Consider the following 25,406-nt stretch of genomic DNA (forward strand, 5'->3'; position numbering starts at 1 on the left):
CGATTTTTATTATTTGTATGTGATGGAAGCGACCACGACCTAGCCATTCGAAGCCAAACGGACAATTGCATCGCGACTGCCTGCCTGCTCTCGAAGTAAAAACTTCTGGATTTTTCCGGTTGCGGTTTTCGGCAACTCCATAAAGACCACTCTGCGCGGACATTTGAATCGGGCCAGACGCGCTTGGCAGAACTCCATTATTTCTGCTTCGGTGGGAGGCTCGACACCCGTTTTCAGCTCAACAAACGCGCACGGTACTTCCCCCCATTTGTCATCAGGCTGAGCGACCACCGCGGCATATAGAACAGCGGGGTGACCATGGATGGTCTCTTCGATCTCGACCGACGAGATGTTCTCCCCGCCGGAGATAATCACGTCTTTGCAACGGTCGGTAATTTGGACGTAGCCGTTGGGGTGAACGACGGCGACGTCCCCCGTATGAAACCAACCCCCTTCGAAAGCTTTTCGGGTTGCACTGCCATTCTTCAGATAGCCCATCATGACGGTATTGCCCCTGAGCAGTAGCTCACCCGTTGTCTGCCCATCCTTTGCTACTGGCTGCATCGTATCGGCGTCAGCCACCATCAAGCCTTCGAAAGCGGCTGCACGAGCCCCTTGGCGCACTCGCATAGCGCCTTGCTCACCGACCGTCAGATCATCCCAGCCGTCTTGCCAGACGCAACTGATCGGCGTACCGGACACTTCAGTAATTCCATAGACGTGGTCAACATCGAAGCCTCGTGAAACCACCGCGTTGAGTACGCTGGCCGGAGGTGGGGAACCGGCGGTCAGCACTCGAACCGAAGTCTTGAGCACGCGGCGATCTTCGGCATTGGCAATCATCGCCATGACAATCGGCGCCGCACAGAAGTGATCGACACCGTGGTTATCGATCGCATCAAACACCGTCTCTGCGCACACTTTTCTCAGGCAGACGTGCGTACCGGCCGCAGCCGTGATCGCCCAGGTAAAACACCATCCGTTGGCGTGGAACATCGGCAATGTCCACAGGTAACGAGGCGCCCGCGTGAGCGGCCAGTTGGTCATCTGCAGCAGACTCATGAGGTAAGTGCCACGATGGCTCGCGACCACGCCCTTTGGATCACCGGTTGTACCGGAGGTGTAGTTGAGTGCTATCGGCTGCCACTCGTCATCCGGCCATACGCCTTCGAAATCAGGGTTGCCGCTGCGGATGAAGGTTTCGTAGTCAGTGTCCCCGACACTCGCGCAAAGTGGCGCCAGGTGATCATTGATATCAATCACCATCGGGCGATGCTCGAGGAGCGCTAGTGCGGCATCCGCCAGCGCAGCAAACTCTCGATCCACCAAGAGCAACTTGCATTCGCCATGACGCAGTATGAACGCCACACCTTCGGCATCCAGCCGGTAATTAACCGCATTGAGTACCGCGCCGCTGAGGGGGACCCCGAAATGCGCTTCGAGCATGGCAGGCGTGTTAGGAGACAGAATTGAAACGGTGTCCCCTGCTCCCAGGCCTTTTTCGCAAAGCGCCGAGGCCAGTCGATAGCAGCGTCCGCGGGTTTCTCGCCAGGTTCGTTGCAGTTCGCCATGCACCACCGCTACCCGATCCGGGTGCACAAGGGCTGCCCGATCCAGAAAACCAAGTGGCGTCAGGGGCAGATGGTTGGCCTTGCAGCGATCAAGCCCACTCTCATAAGCACCAGGCTTCATGATGTCGTTTCCTTATTATTGTGATGAAAAGTGCAGAACGCGCTCACCGGCTCCCGATCAGTGACCAAGGTGTTCTCGATACTGGTCTCGTTGGCGTATCCAAGGCTCATTCCGCAAACCAGCATTTGATCCGAAGGGATCGCAAGGACTTGCGAAATGACCTGGTGATATTTCAAAAAAGCGGCTTGTGGGCAGGTGTGCAGATTCCTCCCGCGCGCTGCCATCATTACGGCCTGCAAAAACATTCCGTAGTCAAGGAGGCTGCCCTCCTTCAACACCCGGTCCATGGTGAAAATCAGGCCGACGGGAGCGTCGAAGAACTGGTAATTGCGGCCGTGCTGCGCATGCATCCGCTGCTTGTCTCCCTTTGCAATGCCCAGCAACCCGTAGAGTTCCCACCCGACTTGCCTTCTCCGATCCACGTAGGGTGAAGTCCACTCGCGCGGGTAATAGTCATAGGCATCTTCCAGGTCGTTGCTCAGTGATGGATCGTTGTCAATTTCCTTGATGGCGCATGAAAGACGAGCCTTTGCTTCTCCAGTGACGACATGCACGCGCCAAGGCTGCATGTTCACGCCCGTTGCGCAGAACCGAGCGATATCAAGGATCGCTTCAATGTCTTCGCGCGGTACGGGAGTGGGCAAGAAAGCCCGAATGCTGCGCCGTGAAGCGATCGCCCAATCAACCGTTTGACCAAGCAGTTCAGGCGGTATGGGCGGTTTGGATAAGCGATTCATTTTCATGCATTCAATTCCACGGATTCAGCTACAGGCGGGTGCATCCCTCAGTTCGACAGGGCCGGGGATTTCCTGACTTGAGTAGAGTCGGCGCGCGACTGATTGATCAGGGTCACGGCGACAGCGCCGATGAGGCCGGCCAGGCTGATGGCCATGAAGTTTTTCTCAAGTGCAAGATTCAACGACACCAGCCAGCCAATCAGGACAGGGGCGACGATTGCGCCTATTCGTCCCACACCAGACGCGAAACCCACACCGGTTGAACGAATCGATGACGGGTAGAAATCGCCCGCGTACGCATATGCCAGCAACTGGGTCCCTAGCGTCGATGCGCCGACAATGAACACCACAGGAAACAGCAATGTCGTTGAACGCGTATAACCCAGAATAGTGAGCGCAATCGCACCGACGATGTAGAAGCAGACCAATACGTGCTTGATGTTCAGCTTGTCGCTCAACCACCCTCCGCCTATTGCGCCGGCAATGGCCCCCACGTTGAAAACAATCACAAAGTTCAGCGCAGAACCCAGGCTGAACCCCGCCATCGCCATCAGCTTGGTTAGCCACGAGTTAAGGGCGTAGACCATGAACAGGCCCGTCATGAACGCAGCCCAGATCATTACCGTGCTAAAGCCCCGACCTTCCTTGAATAAATTACGAACGGGGGCTTCCTGTTTATCCAGTACGGTGGCGTTCCCGATCATCAGCGTGTTTTCGTCGATAACCAGAGCTGGGGCCAGTTTACGAGCGATCGCCCGTAATTCGTCCTGACGTCCGCTCTTGAGCAGGTAGCCGATGGACTCAGGTAGGGTCTTCAGGATCAGAGGGATCAGCAGCACGGGCAGCAACGCCACATAAAACACCCACTGCCATCCGTGACTCTCGATGAGTTGCTTACCCGTCAGGGCAACCAGAATTCCGCCCACGGAGTACCCGGCGAAAACCAGGGTGACCAGCCGAGTACGCAGTTTGAGCGGAGAAAATTCACCCATCTGAGCGGTGCAGATTGGCAGTACGCCGCCGATGCCAAGACCCGCGATAAAGCGAGCAACGCTGAAGCTGATCGGGTCACTGGTGAGGCCTGCCGCCGCCGTGAAAACACTGAACAACGCCACGCAGATGGCGATCATCCTGGGCCGCCCGATACGATCGGCCAGCGTGCCAAGAAAAATCGCGCCCAACATCGTTCCGAAGAGCGCAGAGCCTGCCATGACACCAGCGCTGGTTGGATCGATGTTCATGTCCTTCATGATCGCCGGGAGGGCTGCACCGACGACGGCGAGGTCATAGCCATCGATGATCAGGATAAGCACACACCAGAACAGGATGAGCCCATGGAAGCGGTTGAACTTCGACTCAACCGCGAGCGTATTGACGTTTACCGGCTGCATATCGCGTCTCCTTCGATCTTGTTTTTGTTTGTGAAGTGCGAAGATTTGCTGGCCCGCTTGATAGGCGATGCCAGGGCTACCTGCAGCGCATCGTAGGAGTTGCCTTTGCGGCGGCCTATGCCCGACGGCATCGTTGTGCGTGACCGTTTTGGACACCCATGACTTGCCAAGCACGATCGGGCTGGTCCTGGTCCATTGAGGTTTGGGTGGATGAAGCGAGTGGCAGATCACAGCAGGTAATCTGGCGGGGAAGCGGGGCTTTTTATAACCGCAAGAAAGGCTTCTAACTCTCGGCCGATTCGTCAGCATTGGAGCGGCGGTAAGCGCCGGGACTCACCCCCGTCCACTTTTTGAATGCTCGATGAAACGCACTGCTTTCCTGGAAACCCGTGAGGGCAGCCACTTCAGTCACGGTCATATTCGGTTGGCACAGCAGATTGATCGCCATGTCACGGCGCAGGTTGTCTTTCAAACGCTGATAACTGACCCCCTCGGCCTGGAGCCTTCGCTGGAGCGTCGAATAAGACATGCACAGCGTGTTCGCCATCTTGTCCAGTTCTGGCCATTCCTCCGGATCGAGGCCTCTCAATCTGAGGCGGATCTGGGCGCTGATGCTGTCCTCGTTACGATATTTCACCAGCAGACTGGCAGGCGACTCTTTCAAGAATGTCGATAGGCTGGCTTTGTTTTGCGCGATCTTGAGACTTAGAAAACTGCGCTCGAAACGAATCATCGTCACTGGCGCACCAAACTGAATCTCTTCACAAAAGCGCATCCGATAATCGCTATCGTCGAGGGGTCGATTCGGCCTGAAGCAGAGCTCTTTTATGGGAATGCGTCTATTACCCAGCCAGCAGAGCAGTCCATGGACCAGGATCAGCCATGTTCCATAGTGGAAGAGACGGCGCTCAATGCCTTTGTCATGGATAACGATGACGGCGCAGTCGCCATCAAAACTCAGCTCACCGTGAATATCGTCCAATACGAGACGCAGGAATTTAAGGATGCGTCGCAGCGCTTGCTCTAACGACTCGCAGTCAATCGAGGACTGGCACATCAATCGGAAGCTGCCCCGTCGCATGGGATGGCTATCGATTGCGAAAAACTCGTCGTCGAGCAGATCCGAGAGCGCGACCCACAGGCGAGAAAATGCAGCGGCCGAAACCCTCGCTTGAGGAGAAGTGAGGAGTACCGGGTCGATACGTGCCTGCTGCAATACGATGGAAGTGTCCAACTGGCGTCGCAATGCGCCCTCGAGGGCCTCATGCACCAGTCCAATTGAAGTCGTTCCCTTGTCCTGGATGAGCACGCCCATACCTCTCTGTCGGTGAGTGACTGCTGACCTGATGCTGACCTTCAAATCTCTTCGGCAGATCCTGCTTTATGCAACCCGGCGAGCCTGAGTTCTCTGTCTACGTTCCGATTTCCCGATATTACCTGTCAACCCAACCCTCCCCCAGGCTTGATGGCAGGCCTTGCTCGTTGTCCAAAACATTCAACCACGCTAAGGCTTTTGAGCATTGTCGAGGCCACTGACCACCGACACCATTGACTTAACAATCTTCGGTACGTTGAGTTCAACGCTACAGAATCCAGGGGCTACCGTGGCAGAGAAAGAGTTGTATTGGGAAGACCTCCCGGCAGGCAGTATTTGGACGGCCAAGCAATCTGCACCTATCACAACGCAAGAGATCATTGCCTTTGCCGCCGAGTACGATCCTCTCGACATTCATATCGATCCTGACCTTGCCCGTTCGAGTCCGCTTGGGGTGCATTGTGCCAGCGGGGTGCAAACCTTCGCTATCTCGCAGCGGTTGATGTGCGATGCCCTGTTGCTTCAAACAAATATCGTGGCGGGTGGCAAAATCGACGGTTTCAGGATGGTTGCTCCGGTAGTGCCCGGAGACACGCTCAAACTATCCGCTCGAGTCGTTCGATCATTTATCCACGCGTCAAACCATGAACGAGGTTGGGTCGTGTTTAAAGTCGATGTCACTACGAATGAGGGGAAAACAGTTCTCGTCTATGAGGTGACAGTATTGATAATGCGCGGGGGCGATCAAGTTTAAATATGACGAAGCGTTTTTGAGGGGCATTCACAGAAAGATCGCCACTACCGAATGCGTTGGCAATCCAGCTGCTAAGCTCATTCCTGCTCCAGACCATAACCAACAACAATTTTAAAGAAAGGGAAGGCAGCATGACCACGGCTCAGCCCCCGGCAACGTCAACGTCCGCGAAATGGCGCTTCAAGGCGGGCATCGCCATTCTTTGTCTAATGCTCGCGTTGTGGTTGTTGGTGCCGCTGGCAGCGGCTGCGGATGTGCCCCGCTCCACCATTGCGGCAATCACCGGCGCCCTGTTCATCATCAACAAGGTGCTGTTGCTGTTGGTCATCGCCGTGATGGGCAAGGCAGGTTTCCAAGAGCTCAAGCAGCATGTGTTCAGCTATGTGTCGGGACTTGTGCCGAGCGCGGAGCAGGAAGTCAGCGTCACCCGCCACCGTATTGGCCTGGTGATGTTCTGCTTGCCGTTGGTGTGCTCCTTTCTCGAACCCTATGTCGATACCTTGGCACCCGGCCTGCGCCCCAACAGCTGGGCATTGCAACTGCTTGGTGATGCGCTGCTGGTTGGCAGCTTCTTCGTGCTGGGTGGCAATTTCTGGGAGAAATTACGCGCGCTGTTCATTCGCACCGCACGGGTCGTTGCGACTGACCCGGCCTGAGCCAACGCCGGATCGCGTCTCCCTCGCGCTTTCTGTATTTCTTTAACGGCCATGACCTGCAGGTGCCGATATGCCCGAGACGCAGAATTCGCCCGTTTCCGTCGAGCCAGAACGCCAAGCTGAAACGCCTTCTGAAAAGCCTGCGCCAGGCAATCCGCTGCGACGCATTGCGCTAGGCGTCGCTGTGTTGACCGCCGTGCTGTTTACCCTCTCCATTTTCATGGAACGACGCACGCCCTCGACGTCACAGGCCGTGGTGCAAGCCTATGTGGTGGAAATGGCTGCCGAGGTAGGTGGCCGCGTGACAGAAATCGCGGTGCTCGACAACGCCCGGGTGAAAGCCGGCCAGGTGCTGTTTCGTATCGACCCGCAACCCTACAAGCTTGTCGTCAGCGAGGCTGAAGCGCGGCTGGAGGAAACCGGCCAGGCATTGGGCGCCAGCACCGCCTCGGTGGATGCCGCCCAGGCCCAGCTGGTGTCGGCGCGCGCGCAGCGCGACAACATACGCGAGCAGGCCCGGCGAGTGAATCAAATGGTCGAGCGCGGTGTGTTCGCCCCCGCCCGCCAGGATGAAGCCAAAGCCTCGCTGGGTTCCGCCGAGGCGGCCGTGAGCAAAGCCCAAGCCGACCTGGAGCGGGCGCGCCAGCAACTAGGGCCCAAAGGCAACGACAACCCGCAATTCAAGCAAGCCTTGGCCGCGCTGGAAAAAGCCCGGCTGGATCTGGTGCGTACCGAAGTCATTGCACCCGCCGATGGCGTGATCACCCACCTCCAGCTCGCCGTTGGCCAAGTCGTCAGCGCTGGCCAACCGGCACTGACCTTTATCGACAGGACCACGGTATGGGTGTCTGCCGCCTTCAAGGAAAACAGTCTGGAACATGTGCAGGCCGACGATCCGGCGGAACTGGTGTTCGATGTATTGCCGGGGCGGGTATTCAAGGGTCGTGTTGAAAGCGTTGGCTGGGGTGTCGCACAGCAAGACAGCAGCAACGCCGCCCTACCCTCGGTGCGCAACGAGAGTGGTTGGGTGCGCGACCCGCAGCGCTTTCCGGTACGCCTGATAGTGGAGGAGCCCCACCCGATCGGCCCACGTTACGGCTCGCAAGTCACCGTGGTGATCTATACGGGTGACAACCCCATGACCAACGCTTTGGGGGCATTCATGACACGCCTGGGCGCCTGGCTGAACTATGTCTATTGATGGGCAAGCTGCGCCGCAGCTGCTGCGGATCAAACGCCAGGGATTGCGCGTCGCCCTGGCTGTGACCGTGGGCTTGTGCACGGGACTGGTCCAAGGCGACATCCTGCCCTTTCTCGCACCCTTGTTCGCCATCCAGTTCCTCTTGACCAGCCGCCGCGCGCCAACGTCATCCCAGGGATTGATAACGTTGTTGGTGAGTATGCTGACCGGCGCGCTGCTGGTGTGCATGACCGGCGTGCTCGGTGAGCGGCCGTGGATACTGTTACCGCTGCTGTGGCTGTTTTATTTCGCCTGCTTTACCGCGCAAGGCCGACAATTGGGCGGCGCGGGGCCCACATTGATGTTGGTGATTGCGATTGTGGTGCCGATGCTCGATACCGTGCAGCGTGATCTGGGCGAGTCCATCGTGCTCGTTCTGGTCAAGGCGGTCAGCCTGGGTTTGCTATTGACCTGGGGCGCCCATGCGCTGATGCCCGACCTTGCGGGTGAACAGGCCGACCAGCCACTCGCGCAGCCGCAGGAGTTGACGCTAGTGATTCGCCAGGCCATGACCAGCGCGGCGATTTTGCTGGCCATGGTTGCCCTGTGCCTGAGCGATCCACGATTGGCCACGGCGATGGTCGTCCCCATCACGGTGGCCTCGTTGCTCAGCCAATTCTCCTTGGACATGAGCAGCCGCAGCGCCCTCGGGCTGGTGGTCGTCAACCTGCTGGGCGGAGTGGTGGGTTCTCTGGCCTTTACGCTGTTCGAACTGCGGCCAAGCCTATGGCTGGTGGCGCTGGTCCTGCTGCTGGTCAGCCTGCTGTTTGCCGGCAAAGCTGCCCTGGGCAACACCGCTGGCAAGGTATTCGGCGGAGGGCTCATGACGTTCCTGATTCTGTTCGGGCTCGGTGTATCACCGTTGCCGACAGAAACGCCCCAGCTGTTTTCCACCCGTATCGCGTACGTGCTGTTTGCGGCTGTCTATGCCATTGGCATGGCCGCGCTGTTGTGGCCGAGAGGGCGTGCAAGAGCTCGCCGTGCAGGCGTAGAGCGATAGGCTGATGAAGGTGCACCTCCCCGCCTAGCGACTGAGTGGGCTCGAAACACCCAACGCCGATTGGGGATTTCGCAAGCCAACTCGCTCCCGAAGTTTATGCGCTAAACCTGTGGGAACGAGCCTGCTCACGAACAAGACTTCAGGGCTGTTGCCCCATAATTCTAATCAGAAGTAGTAACCGATGTTCATGTACAGCTGGTTTTCCCACCGGTCACTACCCCCAGCCCCCAGACTCTGGGTGAGGCTGCTGCCGCCGATGACCGGGTCATTCTTGCCGTACAGCCATTCCGTGGCGATCCACAGTTTGCTGAGGGAGAACGAGGTGCCGAGAATCATCCGTTGCGAGGTCTTGAAGTCGTCTGCGGATTTATCGAAGGCGCTGTAGTTGGCGTACAGCTGCACGCCGCTGATCTGGTCGAACAAGTACTTGCCGCCAACGTCGTAGCTCACATCCGCCACATACAAGTTGCCGCGACTGGCCACGTTGTAGGTGGCGTCGTAGCCGCCGAAAGTCACCAGTTCATCGGTACCGGGGTTGCGCGGGGACATCTGCTGTCGCGCAGCTTGCAGTTGCACGCCCCACGGGCCGTTTTTGCCAATGTAGTGCACCGCCACGGCATTGCGCCGGCCTTCGTTGTCGGTGTCGCGGTTCTCCAGGGACGAGGTCAGGCCAGAAATGCCGACCTCGGACTTCCACGGCCCCAGGTCCAGCGCCTTGGCCACCCGCAGCACCACGGTGTTGCGTTCCTGGTTGTTGCTGCCGTCGATGACATAGCTGTCCGCTTCGGAGACGACGCTGGAGTAGGTTTCACCCTTGCTGGTGCCTTTGCCCTGCGAGGCCGGGCGAACGTAGTAACCGGCCTGGATATTCCAGTCGCCGCTTTGCTGGATGTACTTGGCGCCCAATTCTTCCAGGTCTTCCAGACCCACGACATTGCCCAGGGTTTGATAGAACGTGCTGCCAAAGTATGGCTGCAAACCGAACGGCACTTGGTTCAGACCGACCTGGACTTGCTGGTCGGGGTTGAACTTGTAGCCAATCCAGGCCAATTCGGCGAACTGGACGTCTCCTACATTTTCTGTGTACTGGTAAGGATAGGCACGTCCGTAGAAACGGTACTTGGCCTGGCCGATCCAAGTGTCGGAGTTGTACTTGGCGGAGAGGATCACGGTATCGAAGTTGAACTTCTGTATATCGCGATCCGGGTCATAGTCCCAACGCGCCCGGACGGCGCCGCCGAGATCGAGGTTATCGGTGACTTGGATCGCCTGCGCGTGGGTGGAAAGTGCGCCCAACAGCGCCAACGGGATCAGTGAGCCCAAGGCCCGGGTGGTTTTCAAGTTCATGGTCGCTCCATCTTTAAGTTTTATTTTTGGCAACAACCATCCCGGCCACGACAAAGCGCGGTCTGGATGAAATAGGTATGGCCCGCCGGAACAGAGGTTGGAACAGCGTCCAGGTGCTAGCGGGCTACGGGTGTTCGAGAAATCGCAGTCGTTTAAATTTCGGTGTCAGTTGCGTTGAATTTCTTCGACCACAGCCGCACAAGCGCGGAAGGTATCCAATGTCCACTCTGGATTGATGAAGTCCGGCCAACTGGACAGTTTTACGATCGTCACTTCAGAAGCCGGATCCCAAAAGATGCTTTGACCAAATACTCCGCGCGCCGAGTAAATCCCATGCTCACTGTCCAATACCCAGCACTTATTGCTATAGGCCGCGGTAGGAAAGTGCTTGGTGTAGTAGCCGTAGAGCACTTCAAAAGCGGGTGTGGAGCCACGTCCGCATGCACGTACAAATGTCTCCGGGACGATTTGCTGGCTGTTGTAATGTCCACCTTGCAAATACATTTGGGCAAAGCGCCCGAGATCGCGCAGCGTGGCACTTATTCCCCCATCGGCCAATGCAGTTCCAACACGATCAAGGGTGATGTTCGCGTCTTGTTCTGCCCCCAGTCTCGACCAGACCTCCCGGCTCAACAACACGGGGAGCCGCTCGCCACAGGCCCGCTCGCAGACCCAGGCCAACATGTCGGTATCCACTGAGCGGTACTCAAAGAACTGGCCATGTTCACGATCTTTACCCAGCGACTTCAACAAGGCATAGATGCTGTCGGGTGCGTTTCGCTCGCCCCGTTCACGCCAACCCGAGGCGATATCCAACTGGATGAATTCGGCGTCCGGATCGGTGTAGTCCTCCCTGAATCTCACGCCCGTGCGCATATCCAGCAGATCCTGTACCCGGGCGTCGCCATAGCCGCTTGCTGAAAGCTCGGGCACATAGTGGCTGACACACGCTTGAGGATCGATCCTGCCCTGGCCGATCAACCGGCCGACCAGGCTGCCGATGATGGTCTTGGATACCGATTGCAACAGATGCAACGTGTGCGGCTGCATACCGTTGAAATACTGCTCCGACACCACCTTGCCTTGGTGAAGTACCAAAAAACCATCGGTGTAACTATCGGTCAGGAAGGTCGCCAGATCGGTTTGCCCGCCGTCGACCCGCTGGAAACGTACGTCATCCAGTGAGCGCTCGTTGCGCTTGAGTTCGCTGACCGGCCCGGGACCGCGATGAATAGCGGCCACTGGAAACAGCTGGCTCATGTGCTGGAACGACCAGCGGTTATAGGGCGGGCTGTCCCAGTTATGCAGGCCAATCTGCTTTTCCCGGGACGGCGGATAGCCCTGCATCAGCCTTAAATCCTGGTAGCCAATGCCTGGAGCGGTCATGTCATTTTTATTGTACATAGGGGTTCAGCTCTCATCGTTCAGAGGGTGGTGGCAAGAAAAGCGGTGGCCGTGATCCTGGGTCTCGGCTGGCACCTCTCGGCGACAACGCTCGCTGGCCCGCGGGCAACGGGGCGCGAAGTGGCAGCCGGTAGGCCGGTTCAAAGGGCTGGGAATTTCTCCGCTCAGGATCTGCAACTGGTCACGGCGTTCCGGGTCGATGGAGGGCACCGAGTTGAGCAGCGCACGGGTGTAGGGATGACGCGGCCTACCGAACACCTGCTCCACAGGCCCGGCCTCGACGATGCGCCCCAAGTACATCACCAGCACCTGCTGCGCCAGGTACTCGACCGTCGCAAGGTCGTGACTGATGAACAGGTAGCTCAGGCCATTGTCGGTCTGCAGCGTCTTGAGCAATTGCAGCACTTGGGCCTGGACCGACACGTCGAGCGCCGCCGTAGGCTCATCGAGGATCAGCAGTCTTGACTCCAGCGCCAGGGCACGGGCAATAGCGATACGCTGCAACTGGCCACCGGAGAATTCATGGGGATAGCGATCCATGTGCTCCTCGCCCATCCCCACGTTTCCCAACAGCGAAAGAATGCGCGCGTGCAAGGCGCTGCCGCGCAAACCAAAGGCAACCTTAAGTGGTTCGGCAACAATCGCCTTGATGGTCATTTTCGGGTTCAGCGAGGCATAGGGGTTCTGGAACACCATGCTCAAGCTCTTGCCCCGAGCCCTGGCATCGGAGGGCAGCGGCCGACCTTCGACCAGGATTTGCCCACTGTCGGCTGGCAGCAGACCGAGCAAGGTCGCGGCCACCGTACTTTTGCCACAACCGGACTCTCCCACCAGCGCGACCGTCTCACCGACCTGCACCTCCAGGCTGATGTGGTCGATGGCGGTCACCAGGCCATCGCGGCTGGCGTAGGTCTTGTGCAACTGAGTGACGCTCAGCAGTGCGGGCTGTTGATTGTTGTTCATAGCCGTTTACCTTTCAAAGAAGCCTCACACCTTGACCAATGTGTTGTGGCAAGCCGCCCAGTGTTCCTCGCCGATTTCCACCCTCGGCGCAGCCTGGACGCAGCGCCCGGTAGCGCGTTCGCAGCGGGGGTTGAAGGCGCAGCCAGGCGGGGGAGCCGCCATGTTCGGCACCTGCCCCGGGATAAAGCCCAGGGGTTGGGGGCCCTGCCCCAGCTTTGGCACGGTGCCCATCAATTTCAGGGTGTAGGGATGCGCGGGTCGCTTGAACACCTGGCCCACCGGACCGCTCTCCACCACTTCGCCGGCATACATCACCGCCACCCGGTCACAGAGCGAAGCCACCACGCCAAGGTTGTGGGTGATAAACAGAATCGCCAGGTCCTGCTCTCGCGCCAGCTTGCGCAGCAGCGCGATGATCTGCGCCTGCACGGTGACGTCCAGCGCCGTGGTCGGCTCATCGGCGATCAGCAGTTTCGGCCGACAGGCCAGCGCCATGGCAATCACCACTCGCTGCAACTGGCCGCCAGACATCTGGTGCGGATACTTGCCTAACGCAAGAGTGGGATCGGGCATGCTCACCGCTTCCAGCGAGCTCAGCGCCTCGGCGCGAATCTGTGCCTTGCTCAGTTGCCGATGGCAGCCGATGACATCGAACATCTGCCGCCCGACCGTGAAGAACGGGTTGAGCGCCTTCATGGGGTTCTGGAAGATCATCGCCGCGCCACCGCCACGCAAAACGGCCAGCTGCGACGCCGACGCGCCGTTGACCTGCTGTCCGGCGACCTTGACACTGCCTCCCAACCGCGCGGCCTCAGGCATCAATCCGAGGCAGGACATGGCCGTCATCGACTTGCCCGAGCCCGACTCCCCCACCAACCCAAGGATCTCTCCGCGCCTTACCTTGAGATCGATGCCGCGTACGGCCTTTACGGTCTTGAACAAACCAGGGAAGGACACCGTCAGTCCTTCCACTTCCAGCACCAGGTCCTGAGCTGCCTCGTTGTTCGAAGCAGCGAGAGACTCGAGCGTAGAAGTTTTCAAGGATTCGTTGATCATCAGCGCGTCCCCTTCTTTGGATCGAGCACATCGCGCAGTCCGTCACCCACCAGGTTGACGGCCAGCACCAGGACAAAAATCGCGACGCCGGGAAACAGCACCGTCCAGGGATTTTCGAGCAACTGTGAGCGCGACGCCGCGGCCATCAACCCCCATTCGACCATGGGCGGCTTGGCGCCCAGCCCGATAAAGCTCAGCGAGGCAGCGGCAAGAATGGTGTAACCAAAGTCCATGGAGCCCTGCACGATCACAGGGGTGGTGGCATTGGGCAGGACATGGCGAAGCAAGATACGGCAGTGACTGACGCCCATGGCGCGGGCGGCTTGGATATAGGTTTCCGAGCGAACCCGTACTACCGCACCACGCATGATTCTCGCGTACCAGGGAAACCAGGAGACGGCGAGCGCCAGCATGGCGTTGGCCAATCCCGACCCCAGCGCAGCGGTGATAGCGATCGGCAACAACAGCGGCGGAAAGGCCAGGAACACGTCTGAGACACGCATCAGCAGCGTATCGATTCGACCACCGAAGTAGCCGGATACAAGCCCGATCGGAATCCCGATCAGCATCGCAATCAGCGTCACGCTTATTCCAATGATCAGCGAGGTGCGTGCGCCATAAAGCACCCGTGAAAGAATGTCGCGACCAAACTCGTCGGTGCCCATCCAGTGTGCCCAGTTGGGCGCCAGCAACTTCTGGGAAAAAACAATCTTGTTAGGCTCATAGGGCGCAAGCCAGGGGGCGAAGATGGCTGCCAGGATGATCAACAGCAATAACAGCGCGCCGAAAACAAACAACTTGTTATCGCAGGCAAACGCAAGGACCTTGATGCGCCATGACGGGGCTCGCGAGGGCATGGACAGGGACACGTCTTGGATACTCATTGGACTCGCAACCTCGGATCAACAAGGTGATACAAGAGATCAACAATCAGGTTGATCGACAGATAGGTCGTGGCCAGCACCAAGGTGGCGCCCATCACGGCGGGGAAATCATTCTGGGCAATCGAAAACACCACGAAGCCGCCCAGGCCGGGCCAATCGAAAACGAACTCGACGACTACCGCACCACCGAGCAGATAACCGAAGGTCAGGCCCACCACGGTCAGGAGCGGGATCATTGTCGCCTTCAGGGCATAGGCGTAGTGAATACGCCACTTGGGTACGCCGTAAGAAACGGCCGTGCGGATGTACTCCTCGGAGAGCACCTCCACCATCATGTTGCGAGTGATCCGAGTGACGGTGGCCAAGGTCACGACGACCAGAGTGAGCACGGGCAGCGTCAGGTGTTTGATGGCGCTCCACAGTGCTACGAAATTACCGGCCAGCAGCGTGTCGACCAGGTAAAAACCAGTCACACGCTCAAACGGACTATCGAGAAGAATGGAAGCATCGATACGTCCTTGCAGGGGCAGCCAGTTGAGCTTGCCGTAGAACAGCAACTGCAAACCCATGGCCAGGATGAAAACGGGAAATGCCGTCCCGGCGATGGACCCCGCCCGCGCCACATTATCGATCGCTGAGTTCTGCCGCGCCGCAGAGACGACACCGATCGGCACCCCGAGCACCACCACCCAGAACATCGCCAGGAACGTCAGTTCAAACGTCGCGCCAACCCGCCTGACCACCTCCTCCACCACCGGCCGCCCGGTGCGCAAACTGGTGCCAAAATCACCCTGGAGAAGATTGCCGATGTAATTGAAGTATTGGATCGGCAGAGGTTTATCCAACCCGAGTTTTTCCCGCGCGACGGCAATTTGCTCCGCCGTGGGGTGATTTCCCAGCATCATCTCTACCGGAGAACCGGGAAGAGCTCGGCTCAGCACGAAGGTGATAGTCAACACGCCCAACAGAATGAAGAGCATGACTATCAATCGCTGGGCTATATACTTCGCCATTTAAACTACCTTTTGTGGCTAATAAACTTGGCCGTGACTTCTTACGCCCAGCATAAAGCCCTCAAGGCGAATCAACGCTTGAGGAATGACCGGGCGAATCAACCGACTATCGGATGTCAGGGCAAATCAGGCCTACCTCTACAACTTCATCGCAAACAGCTCGGCATTCAGCGATTCAAGTTGTAATAGAGAATGGCCTCATAGGCCGGATTAAGGCTTTTTTCCATACCCTTGATGTCTTTGCGGGAGACACGTATCTGCTGCACGTCGGCGTACCAGATCGCAGGAGCGTCCTTGGCCAGTAGCTGCTGGGCCTGGACGTACTTTTCAGAGGATTTTGTCCTGTCACTGCCTTCCAGCGCCGCCGCCTCTTCGATCAACTGATCAAAACTTGGGTTGCTGTAATGAGACAGATTGAACAGCGTTGTCTTTTCGGTATGAAACTCACTGAAAAGCCAGTCGCTGGGCGTCGGATACGTCGGCCACCAAGCCATGGACTGCAAGTTGGGAGCGGTGTCCAGCTTCTTCGCCTTATCCCAGATCACCCCCCACTCGCCGGGACGTAACTCTACTTCTACCCCAACCTGAGACGCCGTCGCCTGGAACAGTTCAGCCGCGTTTGCATAGACGCCACCGATGTACTGCATCGAGACTTTCCAGTCCTGCTTGGGTACACCGGAGGCTTCCAACAATTGTCGGGCTTTATCCAGATCGTAAGAAGCCATGGGCACGCTGGCATGCCCCCAGATACTGCTGGGCAAGGGCCCCTTGGGGACACTGCCGTAGCCGTGCAGAATATCGTTGGTGACACCTTCATAATCCCAGAGGTATTGCAGCGCCTGACGGAATGCCAGGTTATCCGTAGGGTACTTCTGGGTATTGATCAAGAATTGGAAGTTCTTCCACGAAGGCGCGGTGCTCACCTTGATGGCGGGGTTCTCTCCCAACACCTTGAGCTGATCAAGCGGGATATCCCAGGCGACACCGGCCTCGCCATTCTTGATCATCTGGGTACGGGTAGAAGCTTCGGACACGACTTTCACGATGACCCGATCGAACTGCCCTTCTTTCCAGCCGCCCCAGTAACCCTCGAAACGTTCGAGCACCACTTGCTGGCCCTGTTCGACCTGCCCAAGCTTATAAGGACCGGTGCCGATGGCATTGGGGGCCATCATCCAGTCGTGCCCTTTATCCACCGCCGCCGGGGCAATGATGTAGGCAGCGTATTGACCTGCTGCGATCAGATTGGCCGGAGTGGGACTCTGAAACTTGAGCACTACCGTGTCGTCAGCGACGACCTCCACGAAATCCAAGGCCTTCCATACATACGCGGCGCCTTGTTTTAGCGCTTTGACGTAATCAATGGACTTCTTGACCGCAGCGGCATTGAACGCCGAACCGTCATGAAATTTGACCCCGTGCCGCAGTTTGAAAGTCCAAGTCTTGCCGTTGTCGCTGCTTTCCCAGGACGTGGCGAGCCCGGGGGAAAACTCCTCGGCGCTGCCTGGCGCGTTATAGACCAGAAGTGTCTCGTAGATATTGCCCAGCACCCGAACCTCTTCGGAAAAAGCCGAGGCTGGATCCCAATCCTTGAAAGAGGCTCGATCAGCGACTACCAAGGTATTGTTTGCCGCACACACCAAGCCACTGGTCAACGGCGCAGAAACGGAGAGCGTCATCAACCCTGCCATCAATGTTCTTTTGAAGTTCATCGGTGTTCCTCTTATTTTTATGATGGGCGCAGCGGGTCACTTGCACGAACAGACAATCATCCGACCGGAATAAACGACGTGATTGGTCGTCGCGAGACTGCCTGAGCGGTGTGGCCCATTATTGATCTGCCGTACCGTCAGCTCAATTTCGCGAACGCTAAGAAAAAAACGCCCGGTGACGCTTGAAAGCGTCACCTAGCGTCTGTTTTTAAGGCGGGGTTAGAACAAGGGGGGAACAAGGTTGAACTCACCCTCGGATGGGCGGATCAGCAGCCGCGCCCTGACTTCGCTGGGAATCTCAGGGGCATCAATCGGGAAGCAGCTGCAACTGGACAGCGCGTTACGCAGGTCGATCGACTCGCCAAGGTACTCAAACACAATCTGCGCACCGAAAGGACGTCGAAAGTTGTCGCCCGACACGCCAAGCACCAAGCCATTGAGAAAGCGGAAACGACTGCGGTAGGAAGGGTAAAGCGCTGACCAGATATAGCCCCGGGAGGATAGGTATTCGCGCTCGACGATGTAAATCAGGTCGGATGAGGCAAAGCAGAACCCCCGATATTTATTGATGCCGAAACTCTTCAGTTGGTCATCACCCAACCTCACTCGCTCGTACGTTTTACTCAGTATCTTGTTGCCGGAACGAGTCAAGCGGGTAATCGACTTGATCACCTCCCCTGACCCGGAGGGCGACATCAAATAGACGAAGTAGTAACCCTGGTACTTCGACAGCTCCTGCGCGGAGCTTGGAAAAAAATCGGTGGGTACAGCACTGTCCGGCTCTCGCGACGTGCGCTGGCGGTTGAGCAAAGCGCGGAAGGAATCGTGCTCGGAGAATATCTCATCCTCATCGACCCCGAAAAAGGCGCATATCTTGCGAAGGGTGAACAGTGAGGGAGTCGCCTGCGCCCCCAGGTATTTGTTGAACTGCTGGCGGTTGATATCGAGGGAGCGGCACACCATCGCCACCGATTTGTAGTACCCGCAGAGAAGACGCAAGTTTTGACTGAAATCTTGCATCGACTGGGGTGAATTGGAACTCGCCATTAAAAGTATTCCTAACGCTACTATTGAACACGCTGGACTTATCGTCTCTTTGGATCACGGTCAGAAATCTGCAGCGCCAACCCGTGACCGACGTGCGCATTAAGCCCGACCATAGCGCCTGGGTGGGGGAATATTCAACAAGGACACATCATGCATTCGTTGGCCGTGCGTGCTCTCCCGCTGGGCGGCCGTTCAAACATCCAGCACTCGAGTTTCGTTGATCCGTTCATAAACGCCGGGGGATGCCCGGCGTTCATGGGCCATGACCGCCCGGCTTTGGCGGTCATGGCGCAGCATCGCAACCACTCGGTCACGATGTACGCCGCATCACCAAGGCGCCAGCTTCAATCTCTCCGGCATCTTGCGTATCTGACCGTCCCCATGGCTTCGTGCAATCGGCTCTCCATCCCCGTCGAAGGCTTGCACGGCCAGTTCCGCCGCCACCGGGTCCACGTCGATCCGGCAGAAGTTGTCATCCTGGGAGAAACCCCACGCCCTGTAGTGCAAGGTGCCCTGGGCCGGACTGATGGCGAAGCCATCCTGGGTATTCGCAGCGCGTGAATCGTGGACGTAGCCAGCGGGGTCGCCATCGGCAAAAGCAAACGGCCAATAAAATGCGGAGGAGACTATGGAGTAAGCCTTGAGCGCCGCGGCAGGGCCCGAGAATTCCAGTTGCGCCACGCTGGAGCAATGGATGTCACCGGAGAGGAAAATCACGTTCTGCACGTTTCCGTCTACCATCGTCTGCAGAATCCGCCGACGCGTGTTGGGAAAACACGGCCACGAATCATCCTTCTCCTTGTGCTCGTCGCTGAGCAAGGTATCCACGCCGTTTGGCAGGAAGACGCTGGACGTCACGATGAACTTCGGCACGTTGCCGCGGGTTTGCTGCATGTGCATCAGCCACGCGCATACCCGGTCCAGTTGGCTCGGCTCGTTGGGATCAAGCGAGGGCCGGCCCAGCAGGTGATTGTCGGCCAACCCCGGCAGGTCGGCGAGAAAACGCTGGGTGCGGGTGTCGAGGACAAAGAATGGGTAGCCGGCGCAAACGAAGTCGTAGAACAGGTTCAGCGTGCGCATCCGCTTGAGCGAGGCTGGCGCCCCGTACGCCGGATCATTGACGTAGCTGTCGGTGAAACGCGGGCCGTGGCTCCACTGGTAACTCATGTAGGCACCAATGGCCAGGTTGAAGAGTATCCGTTTGCTGTTGCTCTGGTGCAGGCGATCCTGTGACCAGTTGTCCTCGATTTCGTGGTCATCCAGGATCATGTAGGTTGGCACGCGACTCAGCAGCTTGCGCATGTTCCGCGACCCGAACGCAATATGGTAGCGCTCCTGGAACTCTTCGTAGGTATCCGCCAGGCCGATGGGCACCATGCGATTGAACATGTCCGCATAGACCTGATCCCCGGCCATGAGTGACAGGTTGACCGGCCTTGCCTCATGCTGCTGGAGCATGGGTCGGAAGATGCGGTCGGCTTCCTTGCGCTTCCATAGCAATCCTGGATATCGGCACGAGCCCAGCAGGAAACTGAGTGGGGATGCGGCTTGTCCTGGCACCGGCTGTGTGGTGAACGTAGCCTCGGCAAACGCTTCACCCAAACCATTTTCGAGATTCAACTTGTCCGCCCACACGGACGCGTCTGGGAGCTTGGACGCAATTTCCTCGCTGGTTACATTGCTGTCATTGGGATAAGCGTCATCCTGATTCAGCGACGCCATGCGCACGGTGTAGGTGGTGGCGGGATCGAGCGTGTAAGGCTGCAGTTTCTTTTCCTCCGCCGCATTTTTCCAGAGGGACTTGTCTACACCGAGATTCAACGTGCCGGTACGGTCGTATTCGCGGGGCAAGCGAAAATAGAAGATATCCCCCGGCTTTACCTTGCCGTTTTTTCCTACGACACCGAGTACACCAATGGAGCGGACCTCTTCATCCAGTTCTTTTCGATCGAGACAATCCGAGGCGGCAATCCACAACCGGCACGAACGATGGGTCGTGTGTCCCACGATGGGACCGAGTGCGGGCGCGCGAAGCGTAGTCATGCAGAGGCATCCTTGAGTTCAGCCGTTACACGCTAGTTGACTTTCCGTGGCACCGCTATATAGCGCTGGCGTCTAAAAAGAAATAACGCATCCGATTGAAATAGCGTTACTGCAGAATTCTGGCTACCGAACCTGAACTTTCTTTTTTATTACCCATAGCCCCAGAAAAGTCAGCACGGCAAAGCCGGCTCCCATCACGAAAGTAGCCTGGTAACCCACCGAGTCCCACAGAACACCCGCAGTGATGCTTGCCACCAGCAAGGTCAACCCAGTCAACAGATTGAACATGCCAAATGCCGTGCCACGCAGCTCAATAGGCGCGCAATCGGCGATCAAGGCAGCGAATATTCCCTGGGTAAACCCCATGTGCAGTCCCCATAGAACCACTCCTGCAGCCAGGCCGGTGATGCCCGGAACGAATGCCAGTGTCAGGTCGGCGATGATCAGCAATATCAGCCCTGTGCCGAGCACCGACAGGCGGTTGATACGATCAGACAGTGCGCCAGCTGGATAGGCTGACAGCGAGTACGCCACGGCCATCAAGACCAGCACTGCAGGTGCCCACATCGGCGCCAGTCCAACGGCGTGGCCACGCAGGATCAGGAAGGCTTCGCTGAAGCGTGCCAGGGTGAACACCGCAGCTACACCCACCACCCACCAATAGCCGGCGCCCAGTCGTGCCAACTCCCGTCGACTCAAGGGCATACGCACCCGTTGCGCTCCTGGCGCCTGTGCGGGCTCATGGACAAACAGAAGCAACACCGCGACGGCAAGGAAGGCCGGGATGACGGCCACCCAAAAAACCGTCTGGAAGTGGTTCGCCGTCAGCCACATCAAGCCAATCGCAAGCAGCGGCCCCAGGAACGCACCCACGGTATCCAGCGTCTGGCGCAGGCCGAAAGCTGCCCCTCTTATCGCTGGCGGAGTGATGTCGGCGACTAATGCATCACGCGGGGCACCGCGGATCCCTTTGCCAATACGATCGATAAAGCGGGCACCGGTCAGCCAGTCCAGCGAGCCTGCCAAAGGAAAGATCGGTTTCGACAGCGCCCCCAATCCGTAACCCAGCGCCGCAAGCAGTTTGCGCTTGCCCAATCGATCACTGAGAGCCCCGGAGAATACCTTGGTGATCGAGGCTGTAGCCTCGGCGATTCCTTCGATGAGACCCACCGCCAGGACGGAGGTACCCAGCACTGTGACCATGTAGAGCGGCAATAAGGCATGGATCATCTCCGAGGAAATATCCATCAACATCGAGACGAAGCCCAGTGCCCAGATACCGCCTGGCATGGTGCGCCAGGCATTGCCGGTCGAAGCCTTGCGGATTGGCGCAGTCGTTGGAACACCGCCCGGCCTGTCAGTGGTTTTCATCATGAGCCTCGGAAAACGCCTTGGAGCGTTGGGTCAGACGGGACGATATTCGACGGTCAGATGGCTGACTTCGTGAACCGGCTTGAGACGTTCACGAATGCTATCGGCGTCCACCGTGTTGTCACCCATTACGCTGACAATGGCCGCATGGGCTTGCGGTCCAATCTGCCACACGTGCAAGTCCGTAATGGTGGCATCCCCATTCTTCTCCACCAGCTCGCGGATTTCCTCGGCAATGTGGGCATCTGTCTGGTCCAGCAATACAGCCGCGGTGACGCCCATCAACGACCATGCCCAACGCGCGATAACGAGGGCGCCGACGATCCCAATGACCGGGTCCAGCCACACCCAACCGAGATAGCGGCCGGCGAGCAGTGCAACGATGGCCAGCACCGACGTCAGCGCGTCTGCGATGACATGGAAATAGGCCGATTTCAGATTATTGTCGTGCCCGTGGTGGTGATGGTCATGATCACTGTGATCATGCCCATGGCTATGTCCGTGGCCCAGCAGCAGTGCGCTGATAATGTTGACGATCAAACCGACAATCGCAATGAGCGTCGCAGAGCCGAACTGGACGTCTGTTGGCTGCAAGAGACGCATGACAGACTCAACGCCAATCCCCAGGGAGACCATACCGAGTATCAACGCCGAGGCAAACCCGCCCAAGTCGCCAACCTTCCCGGTACCGAAACTGTAACGCTGACTGGACGCGTGGCGTTTTGCATATCCGTAAGCAGCGGCCGCGATGCCCAATGCGCCGGCATGGGTTGCCATATGAAAACCATCGGCCAATAAGGCCATCGACCCTGTGATGTAGCCGGCAATGATTTCGCCAATCATCATCACGACGGTCAGTGCCACGACCCAAAGCGTACGCTTGGCGTTTTCGTCGTGCGCCGAGCCAAGGAACATGTGGTGGTGGGTGTAGTTGAGGTGGGAGCCGCTCATGGGGGTGTACCTGGATGCGTTCACTTGGAATAACGGCGAATGGCTTCGAGCAGCTCTTCGACGCCTTTGTTGCGCTGTGCTTCGCTGAGCGCAGGGTTAGCGACATGCTCCCGTGCGTGGTCTTCGATGATTTCTTCCATCAGACCGTTGAGGGCGCCACGAGTGGCGGCCACGAGGTGAAGTGTCTTGGCGCAATCGAGATCCGACTCCAAGGCCCGCTCAACGGCCTGGATCTGTCCGGCGATACGTTTCACGCGCTTGAGAAGATCGTCTTTGTTTGCTGCGATATGACCCATTGGATACCTCTGCTATGCGTTGCGCACGATAGGTATACCCCCTACCCCTATTCGCCGACAAGCTAAAAGCGCCTTAACAGGCCCCAATGCGCGAACAGTGCAAGCGCTTACGTTACACTCGCCACCCTAAGCATCGGCCAGGGAGGCAAGCATGAGCGTTCGCGGCAAAGACCGACAAATCGACAATATCGAGCTTAATGTAGGCGACATCGCCCGTAGCAAAGCCTTCTACGGCAGCGCATTCGGTTGGACCTTCGTCGACTATGGCCCCACCTACACTGAATTCACTGACGGCCGCCTCACCGGTGGTTTCACTACAGGCGAGCCCGTTCGACCGGGTGGGCCTTTAATCATTTTGTACGCCGACAACCTCGCTGAAACACAACGGCGGCTCATAGCCCTGGGCGCTGTTTTAACCCGGGAGGTATTTTCTTTCCCGGGTGGCAGCAGGTTCCACTTCACGGATCCAGATGGCTATGAACTGGCCGTGTGGACAGAGCAGCAATAAAACAAACCCTTCAAAGGAGTTGAATTGCCATGGCCCCACTGGATAACGCTTTTCACAGCCTCCACCAGAATGGACTGTTGGTTCTGGCCAATGTGGCCGACGCGGGTGGTGCGCGTATGGTCGAACGCCTGGGTGGCAAGGCCGTAGCCACCAGCAGCGCGGCCATGGCCTGGTCCCACGGGTATCAGGATGGCAACAAGCTGCCTCTTGACCTGCTGAGTACCACCGTCAAATCGATGGCCAGGGTGCTCAGCGTACCGCTCACAGTGGATATCGAAGGCGGCTACTCGGATGATCTGAAGCAGGTCGGCCAGGTGATCAATGCCGTCATTGCCGCCGGAGCGGTCGGGATCAATATCGAAGACGGCCTGGGCTCGCCAGAGCTGCTAGTTCGCAAGGTTGACGTGGCGAGGACGGTGGCAGACCGGGCGGGCGTCAAGCTGTTCGTCAACGTACGGACCGACGTTTACCTCAAGAACCTTTTCCCCGCCGAACAGCGTCTGGAAGAACTACTGAAACGCGCCGCGCTGTATGCCGCCGCCGGGGCAGATGGTCTGTTTGCCGCCGGCGTGATCGATGCGGACGAAATCGCCACCGTCTGCCGGGAAACCAGACTGCCAGTGAACCTGCTGTCCCGGGACGGGTTGCCCTCCCTCGACGAATTGAAGCGCCTAGGAGTCCGACGGCTAAGTGCTGGTTCCAGCATCGCCGAATTTCTGCATGGCGCCATGGGCGCGTTGGTCAGCAGTTTCCTCGACAATGGCCAACTCGACACCCACGCCTTGAAAGCCCATACATACGGCGAATTGAACGCATTGATGGCGGCGAAAACCGAGTGATGTCGGGGCCCCGAACGGGGCCGAACACTATTGATGCCATGGACATGCCTATACGCCAGGGACTTCCATATTTATCTTCCGCCAGAAGGCCTCAGCGAAGCTGTAAGCCGAGAAAGCAATCAATCCGAAGGCCATTATCATCAAAACCATCCACCCAGCTGGTAAATTCTGGAGCGCCTCAAGGGCTTCCTTCATACCGGGTGGATCCATGGCTTGATAGGCAGAGCCACTAACGGCCAACAGCAATGCAATCTCTATAAAGACGACGCCACGTGCAATCAGGCCAAACCGAGACACTGGGCGGACGTACCGCATGACGTCTTCGTCGGCCTCGAAATACTTTTCAAACGACGCCTTCCATCCCTTGATAATGTGAGCGATTCCAACGCCAAGCGGAATAAGAGCAATCAGATACACCAATACATTGGAATGCTGCCAGGACAATAGATGCGCCAGCCAATCTCTGGTGTGTTCCCCTGAGTTACCCGAGCTACCTATTCCGCTTACAAGTAGGCCTAGCGCAAAAAATGCCAGAGCACCATTGACCAAACCTCCTGCAAACAGACCGGTGCGAATTATCAGACCCTTGAGATGTTTGCCGTGATGGTCGACATCACGCGTAGCTTGCAGAACACGCCATGCCGCAAATGCGAGCAGACCCGCCACGACGATTCCCACTAAAAAATAGCCAAACGGCTGGCCTAATAGGGCTTCCAGGCTTTTTTGACTGTCTTTCGGCTTTGTCGAATCTTGTGCCGCAAGCAATGCAAAGATACCGATGATCAGGTAAATCACTCCTCGAGCAGCGTACCCTCCGCGTGCAAGGACAATAAGGCTATGGCGCGCTGACATTGGCTGTTTTCCCGAAAGTAATACAGGAACAGACTCGTCTGGCTGGAAGGGGTTCTATCGTTAAATTCAAGGCCGCAGCCCTGACCGACTCAGAGTCGCTCGTTGATGACCGAGGCGACAGGCAGCTCCCAAGCCAAAAGCGGCCGGTTAGCATTTACGAAAATCGAGAAGCTATTGCTTATCGCTGTTATGCAATCTGCTCGACCGCCGTCAGGCTGACCTGAGTGCACACCGGTTCACAGCGCGAGCCATTGCCAGCAAGCGTTGGGGTTCACAAAGTCCTAAGCCCCGTAATCCATTTTAATTTACCATTCGCAGGCGGTCTGCTCCGGCGC

The 25,406-nt window shown here is 57.7% G+C and carries 23 protein-coding genes; 6 read left to right on the forward strand and 17 right to left on the reverse strand.

The genetic code is table 11. The features are described from left to right. Positions 1–39 precede the first annotated feature (39 nt). The 4 genes from KSS97_RS17670 to KSS97_RS17685 form a co-directional block, all read right to left on the reverse strand. The gene (locus KSS97_RS17670; protein ID WP_217859793.1) at positions 40–1,692 is read right to left on the reverse strand and encodes an AMP-binding protein; all 1,653 of its coding nucleotides are present in this window, start codon (positions 1,690–1,692) and stop codon (positions 40–42) included. Then, entirely contained in the window at positions 1,689–2,435 is a 747-nt protein-coding gene (locus KSS97_RS17675) for a nitroreductase (protein WP_217859794.1), read from the reverse strand. Before KSS97_RS17675 ends, KSS97_RS17670 begins: the two co-directional genes overlap by 4 nt. Positions 2,436–2,476: 41 nt before the next feature. Next, positions 2,477–3,820 carry an MFS transporter gene (locus KSS97_RS17680; protein ID WP_198795770.1) on the reverse strand — a complete coding sequence of 448 codons (1,344 nt, stop codon included), beginning with the start codon at positions 3,818–3,820 and terminating at the stop codon, positions 2,477–2,479. A gap of 283 nt (positions 3,821–4,103) precedes the next feature. After that, positions 4,104–5,135, reverse strand: a complete 1,032-nt coding sequence (locus KSS97_RS17685) for an AraC family transcriptional regulator (protein WP_217859795.1) — start codon at positions 5,133–5,135, stop codon at positions 4,104–4,106. A 289-nt stretch (positions 5,136–5,424) separates the two neighbouring features. Between KSS97_RS17685 and KSS97_RS17690 the strand changes: the two genes are divergently transcribed. From KSS97_RS17690 to KSS97_RS17705, 4 genes are all read left to right on the forward strand, one after another. After that, positions 5,425–5,889 carry a MaoC/PaaZ C-terminal domain-containing protein gene (locus KSS97_RS17690; protein ID WP_030141778.1) on the forward strand — a complete coding sequence of 155 codons (465 nt, stop codon included), beginning with the start codon at positions 5,425–5,427 and terminating at the stop codon, positions 5,887–5,889. Between the two features lie 131 nt (positions 5,890–6,020). Then, positions 6,021–6,545, forward strand: coding sequence for a transporter suffix domain-containing protein (locus tag KSS97_RS17695; RefSeq protein ID WP_030141779.1), 525 nt, complete (start codon positions 6,021–6,023; stop codon positions 6,543–6,545). 70 nt (positions 6,546–6,615) lie between these two features. After that, the gene (locus KSS97_RS17700) at positions 6,616–7,746 is read left to right on the forward strand and encodes an HlyD family secretion protein (RefSeq protein ID WP_217859796.1); all 1,131 of its coding nucleotides are present in this window, start codon (positions 6,616–6,618) and stop codon (positions 7,744–7,746) included. After that, positions 7,736–8,785, forward strand: coding sequence for a DUF2955 domain-containing protein (locus KSS97_RS17705; RefSeq protein ID WP_217859797.1), 1,050 nt, complete (start codon positions 7,736–7,738; stop codon positions 8,783–8,785). The genes KSS97_RS17700 and KSS97_RS17705 overlap by 11 nt, the downstream gene beginning before the upstream one ends. A 165-nt stretch (positions 8,786–8,950) precedes the next feature. On the opposite strand, the gene KSS97_RS17710 is transcribed toward KSS97_RS17705, so the two are convergent. From KSS97_RS17710 to KSS97_RS17765, 12 genes are all read right to left on the reverse strand, one after another. Beyond that, positions 8,951–10,132 (reverse strand): hypothetical protein, encoded by a 1,182-nt coding sequence (locus KSS97_RS17710; RefSeq protein WP_030141782.1) that lies wholly within the window; start codon positions 10,130–10,132, stop codon positions 8,951–8,953. Positions 10,133–10,297: 165 nt separating this feature from the next. Next, positions 10,298–11,536 (reverse strand): serine hydrolase domain-containing protein, encoded by a 1,239-nt coding sequence (locus KSS97_RS17715; protein WP_217859798.1) that lies wholly within the window; start codon positions 11,534–11,536, stop codon positions 10,298–10,300. A 6-nt stretch (positions 11,537–11,542) separates the two neighbouring features. Next, the gene (locus KSS97_RS17720; protein WP_198795765.1) at positions 11,543–12,499 is read right to left on the reverse strand and encodes an ABC transporter ATP-binding protein; all 957 of its coding nucleotides are present in this window, start codon (positions 12,497–12,499) and stop codon (positions 11,543–11,545) included. Between the two features lie 24 nt (positions 12,500–12,523). Beyond that, positions 12,524–13,555 (reverse strand): ABC transporter ATP-binding protein, encoded by a 1,032-nt coding sequence (locus KSS97_RS17725; protein WP_217859799.1) that lies wholly within the window; start codon positions 13,553–13,555, stop codon positions 12,524–12,526. After that, a complete protein-coding gene (locus KSS97_RS17730; RefSeq protein WP_225936057.1) occupies positions 13,555–14,424 on the reverse strand; it encodes an ABC transporter permease in 870 nt (289 codons plus the stop codon). The genes KSS97_RS17725 and KSS97_RS17730 overlap by 1 nt, the downstream gene beginning before the upstream one ends. Before the next feature lie 11 nt (positions 14,425–14,435). Then, a complete protein-coding gene (locus tag KSS97_RS17735; protein ID WP_030141787.1) occupies positions 14,436–15,452 on the reverse strand; it encodes an ABC transporter permease in 1,017 nt (338 codons plus the stop codon). A 167-nt stretch (positions 15,453–15,619) separates the two neighbouring features. Next, the gene (locus KSS97_RS17740; protein ID WP_217859800.1) at positions 15,620–17,164 is read right to left on the reverse strand and encodes an ABC transporter substrate-binding protein; all 1,545 of its coding nucleotides are present in this window, start codon (positions 17,162–17,164) and stop codon (positions 15,620–15,622) included. 219 nt (positions 17,165–17,383) lie between these two features. Next, on the reverse strand, positions 17,384–18,211 hold the full coding sequence (locus tag KSS97_RS17745; protein WP_030141789.1) for a helix-turn-helix domain-containing protein: 828 nt from the start codon (positions 18,209–18,211) through the stop codon (positions 17,384–17,386). Between the two features lie 327 nt (positions 18,212–18,538). Continuing rightward, positions 18,539–20,254, reverse strand: coding sequence for an alkaline phosphatase D family protein (locus KSS97_RS17750; RefSeq protein ID WP_217859801.1), 1,716 nt, complete (start codon positions 20,252–20,254; stop codon positions 18,539–18,541). Positions 20,255–20,377: 123 nt separating this feature from the next. After that, positions 20,378–21,625 carry an MFS transporter gene (locus tag KSS97_RS17755; RefSeq protein ID WP_217859802.1) on the reverse strand — a complete coding sequence of 416 codons (1,248 nt, stop codon included), beginning with the start codon at positions 21,623–21,625 and terminating at the stop codon, positions 20,378–20,380. A gap of 33 nt (positions 21,626–21,658) precedes the next feature. Next, entirely contained in the window at positions 21,659–22,576 is a 918-nt protein-coding gene (dmeF, locus tag KSS97_RS17760) for a CDF family Co(II)/Ni(II) efflux transporter DmeF (protein WP_217859803.1), read from the reverse strand. Positions 22,577–22,596: 20 nt separating this feature from the next. Beyond that, entirely contained in the window at positions 22,597–22,872 is a 276-nt protein-coding gene (locus KSS97_RS17765; RefSeq protein WP_030141796.1) for a metal/formaldehyde-sensitive transcriptional repressor, read from the reverse strand. Between the two features lie 151 nt (positions 22,873–23,023). Here KSS97_RS17765 and KSS97_RS17770 point away from each other — a divergent pair, with 151 nt between their 5' ends. Together KSS97_RS17770 and KSS97_RS17775 are read left to right on the forward strand one after the other, a co-directional pair. Next, positions 23,024–23,380, forward strand: coding sequence for a VOC family protein (locus KSS97_RS17770; RefSeq protein WP_198795760.1), 357 nt, complete (start codon positions 23,024–23,026; stop codon positions 23,378–23,380). A gap of 29 nt (positions 23,381–23,409) precedes the next feature. After that, positions 23,410–24,219 carry an isocitrate lyase/PEP mutase family protein gene (locus KSS97_RS17775; RefSeq protein ID WP_030141798.1) on the forward strand — a complete coding sequence of 270 codons (810 nt, stop codon included), beginning with the start codon at positions 23,410–23,412 and terminating at the stop codon, positions 24,217–24,219. 48 nt (positions 24,220–24,267) lie between these two features. Here the strand turns inward: KSS97_RS17775 and KSS97_RS17780 are convergent, their stop codons facing one another. Continuing rightward, positions 24,268–25,071 carry a DUF1206 domain-containing protein gene (locus KSS97_RS17780; RefSeq protein ID WP_030141799.1) on the reverse strand — a complete coding sequence of 268 codons (804 nt, stop codon included), beginning with the start codon at positions 25,069–25,071 and terminating at the stop codon, positions 24,268–24,270. Positions 25,072–25,406 lie beyond the last annotated feature (335 nt).

Source organism: Pseudomonas alvandae (assembly GCF_019141525.1).
Classification (GTDB): Bacteria; Pseudomonadota; Gammaproteobacteria; order Pseudomonadales; family Pseudomonadaceae; genus Aquipseudomonas; species Aquipseudomonas alvandae.

Excerpts from the sequence above, each read along its gene's own strand:
- KSS97_RS17670 (WP_217859793.1), bottom strand. The coding sequence starts at position 1,692 with ATGAAGCCTGGTGCTTATGAGAGTGGGCTTGATCGCTGCAAGGCCAAC.
- KSS97_RS17675 (WP_217859794.1), bottom strand. The coding sequence starts at position 2,435 with ATGAAAATGAATCGCTTATCCAAACCGCCCATACCGCCTGAACTGCTT.
- KSS97_RS17680 (WP_198795770.1), bottom strand. The coding sequence starts at position 3,820 with ATGCAGCCGGTAAACGTCAATACGCTCGCGGTTGAGTCGAAGTTCAAC.
- KSS97_RS17685 (WP_217859795.1), bottom strand. The coding sequence starts at position 5,135 with ATGGGCGTGCTCATCCAGGACAAGGGAACGACTTCAATTGGACTGGTG.
- KSS97_RS17695 (WP_030141779.1), top strand. The coding sequence starts at position 6,021 with ATGACCACGGCTCAGCCCCCGGCAACGTCAACGTCCGCGAAATGGCGC.
- KSS97_RS17700 (WP_217859796.1), top strand. The coding sequence starts at position 6,616 with ATGCCCGAGACGCAGAATTCGCCCGTTTCCGTCGAGCCAGAACGCCAA.
- KSS97_RS17705 (WP_217859797.1), top strand. The coding sequence starts at position 7,736 with ATGTCTATTGATGGGCAAGCTGCGCCGCAGCTGCTGCGGATCAAACGC.
- KSS97_RS17710 (WP_030141782.1), bottom strand. The coding sequence starts at position 10,132 with ATGAACTTGAAAACCACCCGGGCCTTGGGCTCACTGATCCCGTTGGCG.
- KSS97_RS17715 (WP_217859798.1), bottom strand. The coding sequence starts at position 11,536 with ATGTACAATAAAAATGACATGACCGCTCCAGGCATTGGCTACCAGGAT.
- KSS97_RS17720 (WP_198795765.1), bottom strand. The coding sequence starts at position 12,499 with ATGAACAACAATCAACAGCCCGCACTGCTGAGCGTCACTCAGTTGCAC.
- KSS97_RS17725 (WP_217859799.1), bottom strand. The coding sequence starts at position 13,555 with ATGATCAACGAATCCTTGAAAACTTCTACGCTCGAGTCTCTCGCTGCT.
- KSS97_RS17735 (WP_030141787.1), bottom strand. The coding sequence starts at position 15,452 with ATGGCGAAGTATATAGCCCAGCGATTGATAGTCATGCTCTTCATTCTG.
- KSS97_RS17740 (WP_217859800.1), bottom strand. The coding sequence starts at position 17,164 with ATGAACTTCAAAAGAACATTGATGGCAGGGTTGATGACGCTCTCCGTT.
- KSS97_RS17745 (WP_030141789.1), bottom strand. The coding sequence starts at position 18,211 with ATGGCGAGTTCCAATTCACCCCAGTCGATGCAAGATTTCAGTCAAAAC.
- KSS97_RS17750 (WP_217859801.1), bottom strand. The coding sequence starts at position 20,254 with ATGACTACGCTTCGCGCGCCCGCACTCGGTCCCATCGTGGGACACACG.
- KSS97_RS17755 (WP_217859802.1), bottom strand. The coding sequence starts at position 21,625 with ATGAAAACCACTGACAGGCCGGGCGGTGTTCCAACGACTGCGCCAATC.
- dmeF (WP_217859803.1), bottom strand. The coding sequence starts at position 22,576 with ATGAGCGGCTCCCACCTCAACTACACCCACCACCACATGTTCCTTGGC.
- KSS97_RS17765 (WP_030141796.1), bottom strand. The coding sequence starts at position 22,872 with ATGGGTCATATCGCAGCAAACAAAGACGATCTTCTCAAGCGCGTGAAA.
- KSS97_RS17770 (WP_198795760.1), top strand. The coding sequence starts at position 23,024 with ATGAGCGTTCGCGGCAAAGACCGACAAATCGACAATATCGAGCTTAAT.
- KSS97_RS17775 (WP_030141798.1), top strand. The coding sequence starts at position 23,410 with ATGGCCCCACTGGATAACGCTTTTCACAGCCTCCACCAGAATGGACTG.
- KSS97_RS17780 (WP_030141799.1), bottom strand. The coding sequence starts at position 25,071 with ATGTCAGCGCGCCATAGCCTTATTGTCCTTGCACGCGGAGGGTACGCT.